Origin of the sequence: Rhodococcus sp. 15-725-2-2b (genome assembly GCF_002259075.1) — a bacterium.
GTDB lineage: Bacteria > Actinomycetota > Actinomycetes > Mycobacteriales > Mycobacteriaceae > Rhodococcoides.
In genome coordinates this window covers 120,038-136,409 of the sequence record NZ_NPFL01000006.1, presented here as the reverse complement: position 1 = coordinate 136,409, position 16,372 = coordinate 120,038, and the positions used below count along the sequence as shown (strand labels likewise).

The window sequence follows — 16,372 nt, the reverse complement described above, 5'->3', positions numbered from 1 at the left end:
TCAGCGGCTGCCGTACTCAACCTGGTTCAGCAAGGACGAGTCGGCGTTTCCGGAGCGATCGATATCCGGACGAGAGTTGTCGGCTGCAGCTGCGGTGACTCCGAAGACGACGCCCGCACCCAGTACGGCTCCGACGACGGCGGCAATGACACCCGGGACAGCAAACTTCATCTCGGTTCTCCAGTCAGTCGGCTCAGAACGGTAGCGGGCGAGGTGGACCCCCACGCGGGCATCACGGTATCACCTGCGTCACGGAAAACAGCCGTCGGACGCTCTACTTGCCGGGCGGAACGATCAGGACGGGTCGATGGCTGTGCCGAAGAACGTGCTCGGCCACCGAACTCTGGAGCAGCGCACGTAGACCGGTGGTGCCTCGCGTACCGGTGACGATGATGTCGACGTTCATCTCGTCGGCTTTCTCCACGATCGCGGCCCAGATGGCGGTGGTGCATTCGGTGCACTGACCCTCCACTTTCAGGCCTGCGGCCTCGGCCAGCGCGACGCCTTCGCTGTTGGTCACTTTCGCGTCGGTGAGCGCCACGTCCTCGGCCTCGTCGTCGGGCACCCATTCGGGCTGCATCACACCGGAGAGGCCGGACATGCGGGCGGCCTGACGCACCATCGGCTCCCATGCGGTGACGACGATCGCGCGTGAGGTGGTGAGAAACCGTCCGGCATAGTCGATGGCGCGTTTGGCGTTGTCGGATCCGTCGTAGGCAATGAGTATGAGGTCTGCGGTCACGGTCGATCTCCTCCTCATGTCGCGTTCGTCCAGATTACCCTCACCCCTCGTCGGATCGATGTGGGTTTCGGTCGGTCGGAGTGCAACGAAGGCGCATCGATCCGGACCCCGGGTCGGCAGCGACACCGACGATCTGGGCTACCGTCGTATTCCATGCGACTTCGGTTTTCGGTTCGGTCCGCTGCGGTGATGACCGTCGGTGTCGGCTTGTTGGTCTCGTGCTCCACCGAGTCTGCGCCGGTCGCGTCGACGCAGACGGCACCGGCTGCTCCGACGACGACTGCAGTCGACACGACGGTGCCGCAACCGGTACCGCCCGTCGACGGCTGCGTTGCGTTCGTCGACGGATTGTCGGAGCGGCAGCGGCTGGCTCAGTTGCTCACCGTCGGGGTCACCGGAACTGCGGACGCGGTGCAGATCATGTCCACCGAGCAGGTCGGCGGCATCTTCGTCGGCAGTTGGACCGACGAGTCGATGCTCGGCAATCGAGAAGTACCGCAGGTGCTGGCCGCCTCCGCGGTGGCTCCGATGGTCACGATCGACGAGGAAGGTGGACGGGTCTCGCGGGTCGCGGATCTGCTGGGTGCCGCACCGTCGGCGCGGGAACTGGCGCAGACGGTGTCGGTGGACGAGGCGTATTCGATGGCGTTGACGCGCGGCCAGGGGTTGAAGGATCTCGGTGTCACCGTCGACTTCGCTCCGGTGGTCGACGTGAGCGGTCAGCCCGACGATTCCGTCATCGGCGATCGGTCGTTCTCCGACGATCCGCAGGCCGTCATCGACTACGCGGGGGCGTACGCGCGGGGTCTGGAGGACGCGGGTGTGAAGCCCGTCATCAAGCATTTTCCCGGGCACGGTTCGGGTTCGGGCGACTCGCACACCGGCGCGGTGACGACCCCGTCGCTCGACGAGTTGAAAACCAAGGATCTGTTGCCGTTCGCGGCGCTGAACAACACCGGCGTCGGTGTCATGGTCGGGCATCTGGATGTGCCCGGACTGACCGAGCCGGGGGTGCCGGCGAGTATCAGCCCGGCGGCGATGGCGTTGTTGCGCGATGGCGTCGGATACGGTGCCGCGCCGTTCGACGGCCCCATCTTCACCGACGACCTCAGCGGCATGGCGGCGATCACGGCCAGGCTCGGGATCGTCGACGCGGTCGAGGCGGCGTTGGTCGCGGGAGCCGATGTGGCGCTGTGGCTGACCACCGATCAGGTGCCCGCGGTGTTGGACAATCTCGAGGACGCGGTGGCGACGGGACGTCTGCCGGCGGCTCAGGTGGACGAGGCCGCTGCTACGGTTGCTCGGTTCAAGGGGGCGTGCGGGTCCTGATTGTGCGGTACTGGACCTTACTGTGGAGTAAGGTCTAGTAGTTCGTACGTATTGGAGGATCCATGGCTGGTGGCACGAAGAGATTGCCCCGCGCCGTCCGTGAGCAGCAGATGCTCGACGCGGCGGTGGATGTGTTCTCCGACAACGGTTTTCACGAGACATCGATGGATTCGATCGCCAAGAAGGCGGCCATCTCCAAACCGATGCTCTACCTGTACTACGGGTCCAAGGACGAGTTGTTCGCAGCCTGCATCCACCGCGAGGGCGTCAAGTTCGTCGAGGCCCTGACTCCCGCCGCAGATCCGACGCTGACGCCGCGCGAGCAGTTGCGCAAGGCCCTGATCGGTTTCCTCGGATTCGTCGGCGAGAACCGCAAGTCGTGGATGGTGCTCTACCGTCAGGCCATCGGTCAGCAGGCGTTCGCCTCGCAGGTGCAGAGCAGCCGAGATCGGTTGATCGAGTTGACGGCCGGCTTGCTCGCGATGAGTACGAGAGATCCGGAGCAGTCACAGAATTTCGGGCTGATGGCCGTCGCGCTGGTCGGGGCGGGCGAGGCTGTGGCCGACAGAGTGGCAGGCGGCGAAATCGAGGTCGACGCGGCCGCGGACCTACTGGAGAATCTGGCCTGGCGCGGCTTGGCCGGAAAGAAGACCGCCACCACCTGAGCCTCGGGCCCAACTCGAAGTTGTGGACGGAAATCCGGAGAAATCCGTCCACAACTTCGAGTTCGAGGGTGAGGCGGTTACCGCAGGGTTCCCGTCAGATGCGGGTAGCCCTTCTTCGGGTTCTTCAGTGACAGGTCCCAGCCGGTGCCGACGGCCTCGGCGTAGGCGTTCACCGTCGCGGGCAGGATGATCGGCTTGCCGAAGCGGATGCTGTAGTTCACAGCCTCCGGAATTCGGCCCTCGACGGTCTGCAGCACGGCTGCCGCGCTCCACATTCCGTGCGCGATGGTCTTCGGGAACCCGAATGCCTTTGCGCCCAGCGAGGATACGTGAATCGGGTTGCGGTCTCCGGAGATGGCCGCGTACCGGCTGATGATCCGCTGGTCGACGCGCAGTGTGCGGGTCGGGGGCGGCGGAACCTCGTCGGCCGGCGGTGCCTCGCGGGGGCCACCGGACAGTGACGTCTTCTGCAGGCTCAAGAAGCTCGAGGTCTGCTTCCAGACCAGTTCGCGACCTACCTTGACCTCACTGATCAGGTCGACGAGCAACCCCTTGCGGTGCTCGCGCAGATTCTCCGCGTGCACTCGCACGTCCAGCGGTTCGGACGCGGAGATGCCACGGTACTGCTCGATGACGTTCTCGGCGTGTACCGAACCGATGGCGGCGAACGGAAAACCTTTGGACACCATCAGTTTCATCACCGTCGGGAAGACGAGGGTGAAGGGATAGGTCACCGGGAGCTGGTCGCCGAATCGCAGCCCCGTCGCCCGGCAGTACCCGGCGAGGTTGTCGGGGTCCACTCGCAGACCCTTGAGCTCGTACACCGTGCTGGGAACCGAGGACGACCTGGATCCGAAGAACGGCAGTGCGCCCAGCGCTGCCGAGGTGTAGATGTCGGAGGTCTTCGGCTGCGCGGTGAGCGTGACGGTGCTCATGCGCCGAGAAGGCTCTGGCCGCACACGCGCACGACCTGGCCGGTGACGGCGTTGGATGCGGGAGAAGCGAAGTACGAGACCAACTCTGCGACGTCGACGGTCTCGCCGCCCTGCAGCAGCGAGCTCATGCGTCGTCCGGCCTCGCGGGTGGCGAACGGAATCGCAGCCGTCATCGCGGTCTCGATGAACCCGGGAGCGACGGCGTTGATGGTGATGTTCTTCTTCGCCAGCACCGGTGCGGACGCGTGCACCAGGCCGATGACGCCTGCCTTGGACGTGCCGTAGTTGGTCTGGCCGCGGTTGCCCGCGATGCCGGCGATGGAGGAGACGTCGACGACGCGGCCGCCTTCCTTCAGTGCACCCGACTTGACGAGCTCATCGGTGATGCGCTGCGGCGCAGCGAGATTGACACCGATGACGGAGTTCCAGCGGCTCTCGTCCATGTTGGCGAGTGTCTTGTCGCGGGTGATGCCTGCGTTGTGCACGATGATGTCTGCGCCGCCGTGACGTTCGAGGAGGTGCTTCGAGAGCACCTCTCCGGCGTCGGGCGAGGTGACGTCGAGCGCGAGCGAGGTGCCGCCCACCTTGTTGGCCGTCTGCGAGAGCGCTTCTCCGGCAGCGGGAATGTCGGCTGCGATGACGGTGGCTCCGTCGCGGGCGAGGACCTCGGCGATGGTGGCACCGATACCGCGTGCGGCTCCGGTGACGACGGCTACCTTGCCTGCGAGCGGCTTGTCCCACGAGGCCGGGGCCTGCGAGTCCGCGTCACCCACGGTGATGACCTGGCCGTCGACGAACGCGGACTTGGCCGAGAGCAGGAAGCGGAGGGTGGATTCGAGTCCGGACAAGCCGGTCGACGCCTTGGGGGAGATGTAGACGAGCTGCGCCGTGGCTCCGCGCTTGACCTCTTTGCCGACGCTGCGGGTGAAGCCTTCGAGAGCGCGCTGAGCGACGTGCTCGTCGACACTCGAGGTCTCCTCCGGCGTCGTACCGATGACGACGACGCGCGCCGACGGTGCCAGGTTGCGGATGACCGGCTGGAAGAACTGGAACAGCTGCTCCAGCTCGGCGACGTTGCCGATGCCGGTGGCGTCGAACACCAGTCCGCCGTGCTTGTCGTCGTGCGGCTGCGACTGCGGGTAGTCCGAGAGCAGCTCACGCAGGGGCTCGACGAGGCGACCGCTACCGCCGATCAGGACCGGTCCGGCCAGCGGCGGCTCGCCCGCCTTGTAGCGGCGCAGCTTCTCGGGCTGCGGCAGGCCGGCCTGCTTGGCGATGAAGGCTCCCGGCGCGGACGCGAGGAACGTTGAGTAGAGATCTGGGGCTCCCTTGGAGGCTGCCACTGTCGTACCTTTCATTCAGCGCTGCTCGCTCGAGGAGCGAGGCGCACGACCGGGTGTCGACAACCAACTTACTCGCCAGTAAGATGAAACTCCACCAGGGCCTTATTCGACGATGTTTGGAGACGTCAGTGACAAGCAAGCAGCTACGACCGGTCGCAATCGTCGGTGGCAACCGCATTCCGTTCGCGCGCTCGGACAAGAAGTACGCGCTGGCGTCCAACCAGGACATGCTCACCGCGACCATCGACGGGCTGGTCTCGCGATTCGGATTGCAGGGCGAGCGCCTGGGCCTCGTCGCCGCCGGTGCCGTGCTCAAGCACTCCCGCGACTTCAACCTCACTCGCGAGGTCGTACTCGGTAGTGCACTGAGCCCGTACACCCCGGCCTTCGACATCCAGCAGGCCTGCGGCACCGGCCTCCAGTCGATCATCGCCGTCGGCGACGCCATCGCGTCGGGCCGTATCGATGCCGGCATCGGTGGTGGTGTCGACACCACGTCCGACGCTCCGATCGGCGTCAACGACGAACTGCGCGAGTTCCTGCTCTCCCTGAACCGGGCCAAGAGCACCACCGACCGCATCAAGCTGCTCGGCAACGTTCGTCCCGGCATGCTCGGCATCGAGATCCCGCGCAACGGTGAGCCGCGTACCGGCCTGTCGATGGGTGACCACGCCGCCATCACGGCCAAGGAATTCGGCATCCGCCGCGAGGACCAGGACGAACTGGCCGCAGCGAGCCACCACAACATGGCAGCGGCCTACGATCGCGGCTTCTTCGACGACCTGGTGACGCCGTTCCTCGGACTCACTCGCGACGACAACCTGCGTCCGGGATCGACCGTGGAGAAGCTCGCGACGCTCAAGCCGGTCTTCGGAACCAAGCTGGGCGACGCCACCATGACGGCAGGCAACTCGACGCCGCTGACCGACGGTGCGTCGGCTGCGCTGCTGTCGAGCGACGAGTGGGCTGCCGAGCGCAACCTGCCGGTGCTGGCGCACCTGGTCGATTCCGAGACCGCCGCCGTCGATTACGTCCACGGCAACGGGTCGTTCAAGGACGGTCTGCTGATGGCACCGACCTACGCGATTCCGCGTCTGCTCGCACGCAACGGCCTGACGTTGCAGGATTTCGACTACTACGAGATCCACGAGGCGTTCGCCTCGGTGGTGCTCGCAACTCTGCAGGCTTTCGAGAGCGACGCGTACTGCAAGGAGCGTCTCGGCCTCGACGGTGCTCTCGGTTCCATCGACCGCAGCAAGCTCAACGTCAACGGATCCTCGCTCGCGGCGGGCCACCCGTTCGCCGCGACCGGTGGACGCATCGTGGCTTCACTGGCGAAGATGTTGGCCGAGAAGGGCTCGGGCCGTGGCCTGATCTCGATCTGCGCGGCCGGTGGCCAGGGCGTCACCGCCATCATCGAGCGCTGATCACTGCAGCTTCGGCTGCTCTCCGACCGGGGGTCATAGGGTCGGTGGATCCGGTAATCGAGGGGTTTTCGGATCTGCCGACCACAACGTGGGAAAGGGCACGCAGAGTTCGCTCTGCGTGCCCTTTCACGTGTGATCAGCCCGGTATGCCGCTTTCCGGTGGTGTGGACTCCTCGCCGGTGTATTCCTCCACCGCCGAATCCCCGATGTCGGTCTGAAGCACCGGAGTCAGGTACTCGGGCACGCCTCCCTGGATCTGGAAGACACTGGCACCGGAGATTCCGAGGTGGCTCGAATCGGAGTATCGGAACGGGGCCAACTGCGGTCCCTCGAAGTCCATTCCGCCTTCCTGGATGGCTGCGACGATGCCCTCACGGGTGGGATTTTCGCCTGCCGCCTGGAGGGCTTGTACGAAGGCGTATGCCTGGCTCAGTCCGTAGATGCGGTAGTTGGTCAACGGGTCACCGGTTCCGTTCTCGGCCCAGACCTTCTGCCACAGTTGGGTCCACGGATTCTCCGGAGAGTCGACGCCCGGGATGTATTCCAGCGAGATCATCCCTTCGAGCGATTGCGCGCCGTCGGTGACCGCGCCCTGAGAGAACCGTCCGAGCAGGGAGCCGACGAGGTCGACGTCGGATCCGATGGAGCTGTAGAACCACTCGGGGTCGTAGTTGAGTCGCATGGCTGTCAGCTGGCTCAGTGCGGTGTAGGAGGGGACGTTGAAGCCGAGGACCAGATCCGCTCCGGCACCCTGCAGAGCAGCGATCTGTGGTGCGACGTCGGTGTTGCCCGAGGTGTAGCGCACGACCTCGACGATCTGATCGTCGAGATACTGGCGCACTGCGGCCTCGCTGTCCCGGCCGAGGTCGTCGTCCTGGAGGAAGAGTCCGACCTTGGCGTCGGGCCGGTTCTTGGTCACCCAGTCGCCGATGATCTTGCCCTCGACCTGGTAGTCGGGCTGCCACCCGAAGGTGTTCGGGTACTTCTCCGGATCGTTGCCCCACATGATCGCACCGGAGGAGACGAACAGGTCGGGCACACCTTCCTCGTTGAGGAAGTCGATGACGGCGCTGTGGGTCGCGGTGCCGAGTCCGCCGACGACCGCGAACACCTCGTCCTGGAGAACCAGTTCGTTGACGACCTGGGTGGTGGTCGTCGGATCGTAGGAGTCGTCCCGAACCACGTACTCGATCTGTCGGCCGTTGATGCCACCTGCGGCATTGACGTAGTCGAAGTAGGCCTGCGCGCCCGTGGGGATTTCGCTGTATCCGGGCGCTGCGACCCCGGTCAACGGAAAGTGGGCACCGATCTTCACCGAGGTGTCGGTGATGCCGACCGTCGACCCTTCCGAGGATTCCGTCGTCTCTTCTCGGCCACCAGCACCGCACGCCGCGGCCAACGACACGACGGCGACGAGCGCGGTCGTTCTGAAAGCCACCGATCCGAACTTTTTCATTTCATTCCTTTTCTGGTTGTACGTAACTTGCGATACGTGCCCACCAAACCCAGTGGGGCGAACAGGATGACGAGGACGGTGAAGATTCCGGTCACCAGTGGTGCGAGTTCTGCCGATTGCAGACTGCTCAGACCCACATCGAGCCCGAAGTTGGTGACCACCGGCGGGATGTAGGTCAGCAGAACCGCCCCGATCAACGCGCCGGACAGGGTTCCCAGCCCGCCGATGACGACGGCGGAGAGCAAGGTCAGCGAGAGAGTCAGCGTGAATCCGCTCGGTGCCGCGATTCGTGCCGACATCGCCAGGACTGCACCGCCCGCTCCCGCACAGGCCGCACTGACCACGAACGCGAGAATGCGTGCGCGGCCGAGATCGATTCCGGACAACTCGGCGGCCACTTCGTCGTCCCGGACGGCCCGCCAGCGACGGCCGATTCGGCTCGACGAGACGTTCGCCAACAGGAAGAACACGAGCACCAGCAGTATCCAGCTGACATAGGCGACGAATTTGGTTCCGCTGAGCTCGTTTCCGGTGACGAAGAACATCATGTCGTCGATCAGCTCGGGCACCTTCGGTGCCGGTACGACGAGTCCTTGTTCGCCGCCGAGGTAGTCCGAGAAATACAGGGCGAGGCCCGGTACCGCGACGGCGAGCGCCAGAGTCGCGCCGGCCAGGTACGGCCCGTGCAGTCGGGCGGCCGCCACACCGACCACGACACCCACCACCGCCGAGCTCACGGTGGCGGCGAGCAGGACGAGGGGGACCGACCATCCCGAATCGTTGGCCCGCAACATCAATGCCGCGGTGTACGCACCGACCGCCATGAACGCGCCGTGCCCGAGTGACAGCTGGCCGCTCAGCCCGGTCAGCACCGTCAGGCCGCCGGCCGCGATGGCGAGGTAGGCCACCGAGGTGAGTTGGCTCTGACGAAAGGTGCTCAGGGATTCGAGCGCGAGGACGATGACGACCAGCCCGATGACGGCACCGAGCACGTGGCGTCGAACCGGTGTTGTGGTGAGGCGAGTGAGAGTCGCGTTCATGTCACACCCTCCTGGCCGCGGAGCTGGCGAACAACCCGCTCGGTCTCAACAGAAGAACGACGATCAGGATCACCAATGCTGCGCTGGAGACCAGATCCTGACCGAGATAACCACTGACGAAACTCAGCCCTACGCCCATCAGCAGGCCACCGACGACTGCGCCCGCCGGGCTGTCCAGTCCGCCGAGAACCGCTGCGACGAAACCGAATACGACGATCGAGTCCATGTAGCCCGGGTGCACCAGCGAGCCGCCTGCGATGAGCAGTCCGGCCAGCGAACCGACCACTGCGGCCAGCGCCCAACCGAGAGTGAGCATTCGACTCACGCGCACGCCGAGGAGTTTGGCGACCTCCTGCTCGAAGGCGCTCGCACGCATCTTCAGTCCCAGATCGGTGAACCGGAAGAGCAGGATCAGCAATCCCAGGACCACGAGGACGGCGAGGATCTTGAAAATGTCGTACCCGGTCAACGCCACGTTCACGTCGCCGATCCGCTGGCCGGTGAGGCCGAACGGCGCAGGGAACGAACGGAATTGGTTGCCGAAGACGATGGCGGCCACCGCGTGGATGATGATGAACAACCCGAGCGTGAGAATGACCGGGTTGATGTGCGACGAGCTGTCGACGAATCGGATGACGAGTCGCTCCGTCAAGGCTCCCAGGAGCAGGCCGCACAGGAGCGCGACCCCGAATCCGATCCAGTACGAGTAGCCGGCGTCGATGACGACCAGTGCCACGTACGTGGTGATCATGGCCATCGGGGCCTGTGCGAAGTTGACGATGCGGGTCGATCGCCAGATGAGTACGAGGGCGAGCGCGAACGCGGCGTAGATCATGCCTGTGGTCACGCCGTTGATGAGGATGGTGAGCAGTTGTTGCACTGTGGCTGGCGTCCTTTCGGCTTGCTCTAGAACCCGAGGTAGGCGTGTCGGAGGGCGTCGTCCCCGGCCAAGGTGTCGGCGGGGCCTTCCACCGCGACCTTGCCCAGATCGAGTACGACGGCATGTTCGGCGATCGACAGAGCGCTGCGGGCGTTCTGTTCGACGAGTACGACGGTCATCGACTCGGAGTCGACGAGTCCGCGCAACGTCTCGAATATCTGCGCAGCGACCTTCGGTGCGAGTCCGAGTGACGGCTCGTCGAGCAGAAGTACCGACGGTGTCGCCATCAGCGCCCGGCCGATCACGAGCATCTGTCGCTCGCCGCCGGACAGGGTGTGCGCCGAGGATGTTCGACGACCGGTCAGGGGCGGAAACATGTCGTAGATGCGGTCGAGGGTGACGGCGTCGTGACTTCGGTTGCGTCCCATCGCGCCGAGTCGAAGATTCTCGTCGACGGTCAACTCGGCGATCACGCCCCGACCCTCGGGAACGTGCGCAAGACCTTTGCGAGACATCCGATCCGGTGCAACGCCGACGATGTCGACGCCGGCGAGTTCGATCCTCCCCGATACCGGTTTCAGCAACCCCGAGATGGTGCGCAGCAGGGTCGTCTTCCCTGCTCCGTTCGCGCCGAGCACGGCGGTGACAGCTCCCGCCGTGACGGTCATCGACACCGAGTCGAGGGCGGTGACCGGTCCGTATCGAACGGTCAGATCGGTGATCGTCAGGTGCGCCGCGTCAGTCTTCATGTGCCACTTCGTTTCCGAGATAAGCAGCGAGCACGGCCGGATCCTCGCGAATCTCGTCGGGCGTTCCCTGAGCGATCACCTTGCCGAAATCGAGCACGTAGATCCGGTCGCACACACTCATGACCAGATCCATGTGATGCTCGACGAGCATGACCGATGTTGCGGGTCTTTCCGGTTCGGAGCCGGTGGATGCCGCAGGGGTGGGGCCTGCGGAACGACCCGTCGACGTTGCGAGCGCACGGATCTCGTCGCCGAGTTCGCTCATCTCGTCACTGGACAGTCCCGAGGCGGGTTCGTCGAGCAGGAGCAGTGTCGGTTCGCTCACCAGGGCGCGTGCCAGTGCGACGCGTTTACGCACCGCGTACGGCAGGCTCGGTGGCAATCGGTGCGCGTAGTCGTCGATTCGCAGGCGTTCGAGGGTGGCCATTGCGGTCGAGCGGACCGCGGCATCGTCGGATGCACTCGACGGCAGGCCGAGCAGGCCCGCGAGGATTCCGGTGTGCGCTGTTCGATCTGCACCGACCATGACGTTGTCGAGAACTGTCATCCGATCGAACAGTCCGAGTCCCTGCAGTGTTCGGCTCATACCGAGTCGGGGGAGGTCGTGCGGTCGTAGTCGAGTCAGCGTGTCGCCGTGTCGTCCGAGTGTTCCCGATTGCGGTCGGACGAGTCCGCACGCAACGTTGAACAGCGTCGTCTTGCCTGCGCCGTTGGGTCCGATGACGCCGAGGACTTCGCCGGGTCGCACCTCGAGACTGACTCCGGACAGCGCGACGATTCCGCCGAACGACACTTCGATGTCCGTCATGGTGAGGACCGGGTCCAACGTGTCGAGAGAGTTCAAGTGATCCACCTCACAATCTGTTGCGTTCACTATGGTGCGTTTCGCACAACGGGCGATATGGGCGCTGCGCACAGAATGTTTGGGTCCCTGGGCACCAGTAACGGTCAAATCGACCTGCCATGTGGGCTCAGTGCGCAAAACTGTGCAGGTGGGAGCTCCCGATGGTCGACGCGGATCCGCGCGTTCGGCTGCCCGGGGAGCGGTGACGGACGCCGACCAGGAGCAGATTCGACGTGCATGGGCAGCCCTGACGTCACGGGCGGATTCGATCGCGGACTCCATCACGCTCGCATTGATCGAGCAGGAACCCGGCTACTTGGCCAGTTCCACTCCGGACATCGCGGGCGAGATTCGTCGCAGCACTCGCGAGCACATCAATCAGGGGCTCCGCACCCTGTCGGGGCTGACCGCCGCGGGTGACAACGCGCGCGAGGTATGGCGCCGTACCGGCAGAGAGCGTGCGCGCCAGGGGATTCCGATGGAGTTGGTGCTCAAGGCGTACACGCTGGGGAGTCGGACGCTGTGGGAGGAGCTGATGCTCGAGCGCGAGCAGTGCCGAACCAGCATCGACGAGCATCTGCTGCTCGTGGCCGGGCAACAGCTGTGGCGCGCGCTCGACAGCCAGTACGAAACACTCGTCGAGGCATACCGGCAGGAAAGCGCCCGGATGCAGCAGCGCGATCTCGCCAACGTGCTGGTGATACTCGACGGCCTTCGATCGGGGCGGGGCGGTGATCCAGCGTTCGTCATGGAAGCGCGTGCCACCCTTGGCCTTTCGGCATCGCAGCAAATTGCGTGTGTCGTCGGTCCGCTCGACGATCAAGGGTCGCCGCCGCTCCCGGCACCGGAAGACGCGATGGATCAGATCGGTGCGGTCTCGCATTGGAACACCAGGGACGGTCACCAGTTCGCGCTCGTCGCACTCGGAACGGGATCGTGGCACTCCGTCGTCGACGCACTCGCAGCTCGGGCCGTCGGGCCCGTGGGGGTCGCGCATTCGCCGGAGGGCCTGTCGTCGTTCGCTGCGGCGTATCGCCTCGCGGCATTGACGGCCGAGACCATCACCGAAGACAGTGGCGTGGCGTTGGCGACGGACCGACTGCCCCGCGTGATCATGGCGGCCGACGATCGATCGTCGGAATTGCTGGTCCGCCATGCTCTGGGAAAGCTGTGGACGCACCCGGAGCCGCACCGAGGAACTCTGCTCGACACCCTGGCGCACATGCTCGCGTCGGACGGCTCGCCCACCAACGCCGCCAAGGCGCTCTACTGCCACCGCAACACCGTGATCTACCGGGTCCACCGAATCGAGGAGTTGACCGGTCAGGATCTGACCGATCCGCGAGATCGGCTTCTCCTCACTCTCGCGCTGGTCAGAACCGGACATTGGGCCCGGGCCGTCGGGCAAGGGGACAGCTCGACGACCCCTGGATCATTCAACCGAATGAAATGACGAGACAATTTCGCGGTCGTTGTAACGGCGTGCCGCAGTGGGCCTATATTCCCAGTGGCCCCGTGCTGCTGCCTGACCCCCGACCCGGCAGCAGCACGGGGCCTTTACTCGTCTCTGTGCCGATGGTCTCCGAAGTGAGCGGCACCGTTCGGTTTGCGTAAGCTCGTGCGAGGGGTACGCCGGGCAGAAGGGCGGAACACAACCAACGGTGGTCCTGGAAGGGTCGAACGTGAGCGAGGGCAACAGTAGGTCGGGTGACGCGCCCAACGGTGCCGAACCGAAACCCGACGTACCGCCGTACGACGCTCCCACCGAGATCTTCGGTGCGATCCGCGACGAGACCGACGGTCCGAAGCATTCCTCCGAGGCGGAGCAGCCTTCCGACGCGACATCCGATGTCGTCGATCCGGGGTCGGACGATGCCGAGTCGGCTGACGCCGAGTCCGTCGATGCTGAGTCCGTCGATGCTGGGTCGGTCGATCCAGGTTCGGTCGATGCAGACACAGTGGCCGCAGATCCGGTCGGCGACGAGGCCGAGTCCACCGAAGCCGACGACGTCGTTCCCGGGGACGCCGCGCCCGATCAGATCCCGGCCCCGCAACCGCCGCCCGCAGCCGACGAATCGCCGACCGTCGCGCAGCCTGTCGTTCCTGCGCAGCCTGTTGCTGCTGCAGAAGCTGGTGCTCCTCCCGAGACCGTTGTTTCTCCCGAACCGGAGTCGCCGGCCGGACCACCTGTGATTCCGCCGGAGGACGGCTCGCCGCAGTCCGCCGACGGGTCCGGATTCGTGCCGCCGTGGCGGAAGATCGCGATCGGGACCGGCGCGGTGGTCGCCGTTCTCACGCTGCTGTACGCGGCGGATTGGATCACCTCCAGCGACCGAGTGCCCCGCGGCGTCACCGTCGCCGGGATCGAGGTCGGCGGCAAGAGTCACCCCGACGCCGAAGCCCTGTTGCGCTCGGAGCTGGGTGCGCGCGCCGAGCAGCCTGTGTCGGTCGACGTCGGCGATCGACAGGTCGAGGTACTCCCGGCCGCTGCCGGCCTCGGTGTGGACTGGAACGCGACGCTCGACCGAGCCGGATCGCAGCCGATCAATCCGATCACTCGGCTGACGTCGTTGTTCGGTAGCCGCGAGATCGGCGTCGTGTCGACCACGGACGAGCAAGCGCTCACCGCTGCCGTCGACGGACTGCGCGTCGAGACCGACCGAGATCCTGTCGAGGGCGACGTGGTGTTCGACGGCAGCACACCGATTGCCGTCGCGCCGCTGTCCGGCCGGGTGCTCGACGCCGACGGCACGCGTCGAAACCTGCAGGCCGAATGGGCCTCGGGCGCAACGGAAGCGGCCTACGAAACAACACCCGTCACGGTGACTCAGGACGCCGTGGATCGCGCCTTCGCCGACATCGCCGTTCCTGCGGTCGAGGCACCGGTGACCGTAGCGGGCCGGCAGAACGTCGACGCGATCCTTCCGACGGATCGTGTGGGCGAGGTTCTGCGTTTCGACCCGGACGGCCAGGGCGGACTGACTCCGATCTACGACACCGACGTCGCCACAGGCATTCTCGCGCCGCAACTCGTGCGCACCGAGACGCCGCCGAAGGACGCGTCGTTCACTTTCTCCGGTGGTGCCCCGACCGTCGTTCCCGGAGAGATGGGCGAGCTGGTCGAGTGGCGCAAGACTCTCGAACAATTGCCCGCGTTGCTGTCCGCCGACGGACCGCGCACCACCGAGGCGATCTACGAACCGGCCCCGCCCGCTCTCACCACCGAGGCCGCTCAGAACCTCGGGGTGCGAGAAGTGATCGCCGAGTACACCACCGGCGGGTTCGAGTACGCGTCGGGTGTCAATATCGGGCTGACGGCGCAGATCGTGAACGGTGCGCTCGTGAAGCCGAAAGAGACGTTCTCGCTCAACGGGTACACCGGTCCGCGAGGAAGCGCGCAGGGTTTCGTGGAGTCGGGGATCATCGACAACGGTCGACCCGATCGCGCAATCGGCGGCGGCATCAGCCAATTCGCGACGACGCTCTACAACGCGTCGTACTTCGCCGGTATGGAAGACACCGATCACACCGAACACAGCTACTACATCAGCCGATACCCCGAGGCGCGCGAAGCGACGGTCTTCGAAGGTGCCATCGACCTGAAGTTCACCAACCCGAACGACACCGGCGTGGTCATCGAATCGTTCGCCGACTCGTCCAGCGTCACCGTCCGACTGTGGGGAACGAAAACGGTCGACGTCGAATCGATCACCGGTTCGCGAACCAATTTCACCTCACCGAATACGGTGACATTGCCTGCAGGCGCAGGCTGCGTCGCCTCCGGCGGGGGCCAGGGATTCACCGCCAGCGATACCAGGGTGATCAGCGACGCCGCGTCGGGAAGGGAAATTTCACGGAACACCAGAACGGTGAAGTACGACCCGATCCCCATCGTGCGGTGCGTTCAGCCTGATCGCCCGGACCCCGCTCCGGCACCCGCAGCGGACCCAGCTCCGGAACCGGACGAAGACGAGTGATGCCGCAACCGCGCGCCGACGGTTCGAATCATGGCGATTCGGACTGTGGCGTCGCCGCCCGATCGGGTGTTTGCTTGCACTAGGTGTTCGCTCGTCAGAATTGCGCCCACGCGGGGGTGCACCACTAGATCGGAAGGGGAGCTTCGTCCAATGTCGCTCACACGTACCGTCCTCGATCAGCAGACGCTTCGCGAGGCGTACGCGCAGTTCCCGAGCGGCGTCGTCGCAATCGCCGCGAAGATCGACGGTGTCATGGTGGGTTTGGCGGCCAGCAGCTTCGTCTCGGTGTCCATCGACCCGCCGCTCGTCGCGGTGTGTATCCAGAACACATCGACGACCTGGCCGAAACTCGAATTGGCACCCAACATCGGCGTCAGCGTTCTCGGCGAGGCACACAACGACGCCGTCCGTACGCTAGCCGCAAAGACCGGTGACCGTTTCGCCGGCCTCGATCTCACCGTCACCGACGGGGGCGCAGCCTTCATCGTCGGTGCCACCGCCTGGCTGGACACCACCATCGAACAGCAAATCCCCGCAGGCGACCACGCAATAGTGTTGCTGCGCATACATTCCCTGGACGTGCAAAGCGAAGTGAACCCAATCGTGTTCCACGGCAGCAAGTTTCGCAAACTGCAGCAATAGTCCTTCGTTTCGCTCGGCCCCGGGGGTTCGGCCTCGCTGTTCTCGCCTCTGCAATTCGCAAACGCGCGCGCATTTGCCGAACGCGCGCGAATTGGTGGCCTGATCGGGGGCTATTGTGCGCGCATCTGACGACTGCGCGCGCGTTTGTTGTGGTCGGCCACGGGGGTTCGGCCTTGCTGGCCCTGGGTTGCGTACCTGTTCGCCTCGGGATTTCGCAAACGCGCGCGCGTTTGCCGAACGCGCGCGAATTGGTGGCCTGATCGGGGGCTATTGTGCGCGCGTCTGACGAATGCGTGCGCGTTTGTTGTGGTCGGCCCCGCGGGTTCGGCCTTGCTGGCCCTGG

The 16,372-nt window shown here is 65.3% G+C and carries 15 protein-coding genes; 6 read left to right on the top strand and 9 right to left on the bottom strand.

What is annotated here, in order from left to right:
- Both CH306_RS06425 and CH306_RS06420 read right to left on the bottom strand, forming a co-directional pair.
- Positions 1-171 (bottom strand): DUF2613 domain-containing protein, encoded by a 171-nt coding sequence (locus tag CH306_RS06425; protein ID WP_082073827.1) that lies wholly within the window; start codon positions 169-171, stop codon positions 1-3.
- A gap of 103 nt (positions 172-274) precedes the next feature.
- The gene (locus CH306_RS06420; RefSeq protein ID WP_373453549.1) at positions 275-760 is read right to left on the bottom strand and encodes a universal stress protein; all 486 of its coding nucleotides are present in this window, start codon (positions 758-760) and stop codon (positions 275-277) included.
- A 135-nt stretch (positions 761-895) separates the two neighbouring features.
- On the opposite strand from CH306_RS06420, the gene CH306_RS06415 reads away from it, so the two are divergent.
- Both CH306_RS06415 and CH306_RS06410 read left to right on the top strand, forming a co-directional pair.
- Positions 896-2,071: a glycoside hydrolase family 3 N-terminal domain-containing protein gene (locus CH306_RS06415; RefSeq protein WP_094646048.1), complete on the top strand. Its 1,176-nt coding sequence runs from the start codon at positions 896-898 to the stop codon at positions 2,069-2,071.
- A 62-nt stretch (positions 2,072-2,133) separates the two neighbouring features.
- Positions 2,134-2,736 carry a TetR/AcrR family transcriptional regulator gene (locus CH306_RS06410; RefSeq protein ID WP_032396646.1) on the top strand — a complete coding sequence of 201 codons (603 nt, stop codon included), beginning with the start codon at positions 2,134-2,136 and terminating at the stop codon, positions 2,734-2,736.
- 77 nt (positions 2,737-2,813) lie between these two features.
- On the opposite strand, the gene CH306_RS06405 is transcribed toward CH306_RS06410, so the two are convergent.
- A complete protein-coding gene (locus CH306_RS06405; protein ID WP_032396645.1) occupies positions 2,814-3,671 on the bottom strand; it encodes a MaoC/PaaZ C-terminal domain-containing protein in 858 nt (285 codons plus the stop codon).
- Positions 3,668-5,014 carry a 3-oxoacyl-ACP reductase gene (locus tag CH306_RS06400; protein ID WP_094646403.1) on the bottom strand — a complete coding sequence of 449 codons (1,347 nt, stop codon included), beginning with the start codon at positions 5,012-5,014 and terminating at the stop codon, positions 3,668-3,670. Before CH306_RS06400 ends, CH306_RS06405 begins: the two co-directional genes overlap by 4 nt.
- An 83-nt stretch (positions 5,015-5,097) precedes the next feature.
- Here CH306_RS06400 and CH306_RS06395 point away from each other — a divergent pair, with 83 nt between their 5' ends.
- Positions 5,098-6,441 (top strand): acetyl-CoA C-acetyltransferase, encoded by a 1,344-nt coding sequence (locus tag CH306_RS06395; RefSeq protein ID WP_045197258.1) that lies wholly within the window; start codon positions 5,098-5,100, stop codon positions 6,439-6,441.
- Between the two features lie 136 nt (positions 6,442-6,577).
- Here the strand turns inward: CH306_RS06395 and CH306_RS06390 are convergent, their stop codons facing one another.
- From CH306_RS06390 to CH306_RS06370, 5 genes are read right to left on the bottom strand one after another with little or no spacing between them, the layout of a single operon-like run.
- Entirely contained in the window at positions 6,578-7,879 is a 1,302-nt protein-coding gene (locus CH306_RS06390) for an ABC transporter substrate-binding protein (protein ID WP_235386923.1), read from the bottom strand.
- Positions 7,880-7,893: 14 nt separating this feature from the next.
- Entirely contained in the window at positions 7,894-8,937 is a 1,044-nt protein-coding gene (locus CH306_RS06385) for a branched-chain amino acid ABC transporter permease (protein ID WP_094646047.1), read from the bottom strand.
- 1 nt (position 8,938) lies between these two features.
- Positions 8,939-9,817 (bottom strand): branched-chain amino acid ABC transporter permease, encoded by an 879-nt coding sequence (locus tag CH306_RS06380; protein WP_032396640.1) that lies wholly within the window; start codon positions 9,815-9,817, stop codon positions 8,939-8,941.
- Positions 9,818-9,843: 26 nt separating this feature from the next.
- Positions 9,844-10,566, bottom strand: a complete 723-nt coding sequence (locus CH306_RS06375; RefSeq protein ID WP_032396639.1) for an ABC transporter ATP-binding protein — start codon at positions 10,564-10,566, stop codon at positions 9,844-9,846.
- Positions 10,556-11,410: an ABC transporter ATP-binding protein gene (locus tag CH306_RS06370; protein ID WP_256980375.1), complete on the bottom strand. Its 855-nt coding sequence runs from the start codon at positions 11,408-11,410 to the stop codon at positions 10,556-10,558. Before CH306_RS06370 ends, CH306_RS06375 begins: the two co-directional genes overlap by 11 nt.
- Before the next feature lie 148 nt (positions 11,411-11,558).
- Between CH306_RS06370 and CH306_RS06365 the strand changes: the two genes are divergently transcribed.
- The 3 genes from CH306_RS06365 to CH306_RS06355 all read left to right on the top strand — a co-directional run bounded on the left by CH306_RS06365 (position 11,559) and on the right by CH306_RS06355 (position 16,029).
- A complete protein-coding gene (locus CH306_RS06365; RefSeq protein ID WP_303396049.1) occupies positions 11,559-12,863 on the top strand; it encodes a PucR family transcriptional regulator in 1,305 nt (434 codons plus the stop codon).
- 229 nt (positions 12,864-13,092) lie between these two features.
- The gene (locus tag CH306_RS06360) at positions 13,093-15,387 is read left to right on the top strand and encodes a VanW family protein (protein ID WP_094646046.1); all 2,295 of its coding nucleotides are present in this window, start codon (positions 13,093-13,095) and stop codon (positions 15,385-15,387) included.
- 150 nt (positions 15,388-15,537) lie between these two features.
- Complete coding sequence (locus CH306_RS06355) at positions 15,538-16,029, top strand: flavin reductase family protein (RefSeq protein ID WP_045197252.1); 492 nt, start codon at positions 15,538-15,540, stop codon at positions 16,027-16,029.
- The last annotated feature ends 343 nt before the right edge of the window (positions 16,030-16,372 follow it).

Excerpts from the sequence above, each read along its gene's own strand:
- CH306_RS06405 (WP_032396645.1), bottom strand. The coding sequence starts at position 3,671 with ATGAGCACCGTCACGCTCACCGCGCAGCCGAAGACCTCCGACATCTAC.
- CH306_RS06410 (WP_032396646.1), top strand. The coding sequence starts at position 2,134 with ATGGCTGGTGGCACGAAGAGATTGCCCCGCGCCGTCCGTGAGCAGCAG.
- CH306_RS06425 (WP_082073827.1), bottom strand. The coding sequence starts at position 171 with ATGAAGTTTGCTGTCCCGGGTGTCATTGCCGCCGTCGTCGGAGCCGTA.
- CH306_RS06395 (WP_045197258.1), top strand. The coding sequence starts at position 5,098 with ATGAAACTCCACCAGGGCCTTATTCGACGATGTTTGGAGACGTCAGTG.
- CH306_RS06415 (WP_094646048.1), top strand. The coding sequence starts at position 896 with ATGCGACTTCGGTTTTCGGTTCGGTCCGCTGCGGTGATGACCGTCGGT.
- CH306_RS06420 (WP_373453549.1), bottom strand. The coding sequence starts at position 760 with ATGAGGAGGAGATCGACCGTGACCGCAGACCTCATACTCATTGCCTAC.
- CH306_RS06385 (WP_094646047.1), bottom strand. The coding sequence starts at position 8,937 with ATGAACGCGACTCTCACTCGCCTCACCACAACACCGGTTCGACGCCAC.
- CH306_RS06355 (WP_045197252.1), top strand. The coding sequence starts at position 15,538 with ATGTCGCTCACACGTACCGTCCTCGATCAGCAGACGCTTCGCGAGGCG.
- CH306_RS06375 (WP_032396639.1), bottom strand. The coding sequence starts at position 10,566 with ATGAAGACTGACGCGGCGCACCTGACGATCACCGATCTGACCGTTCGA.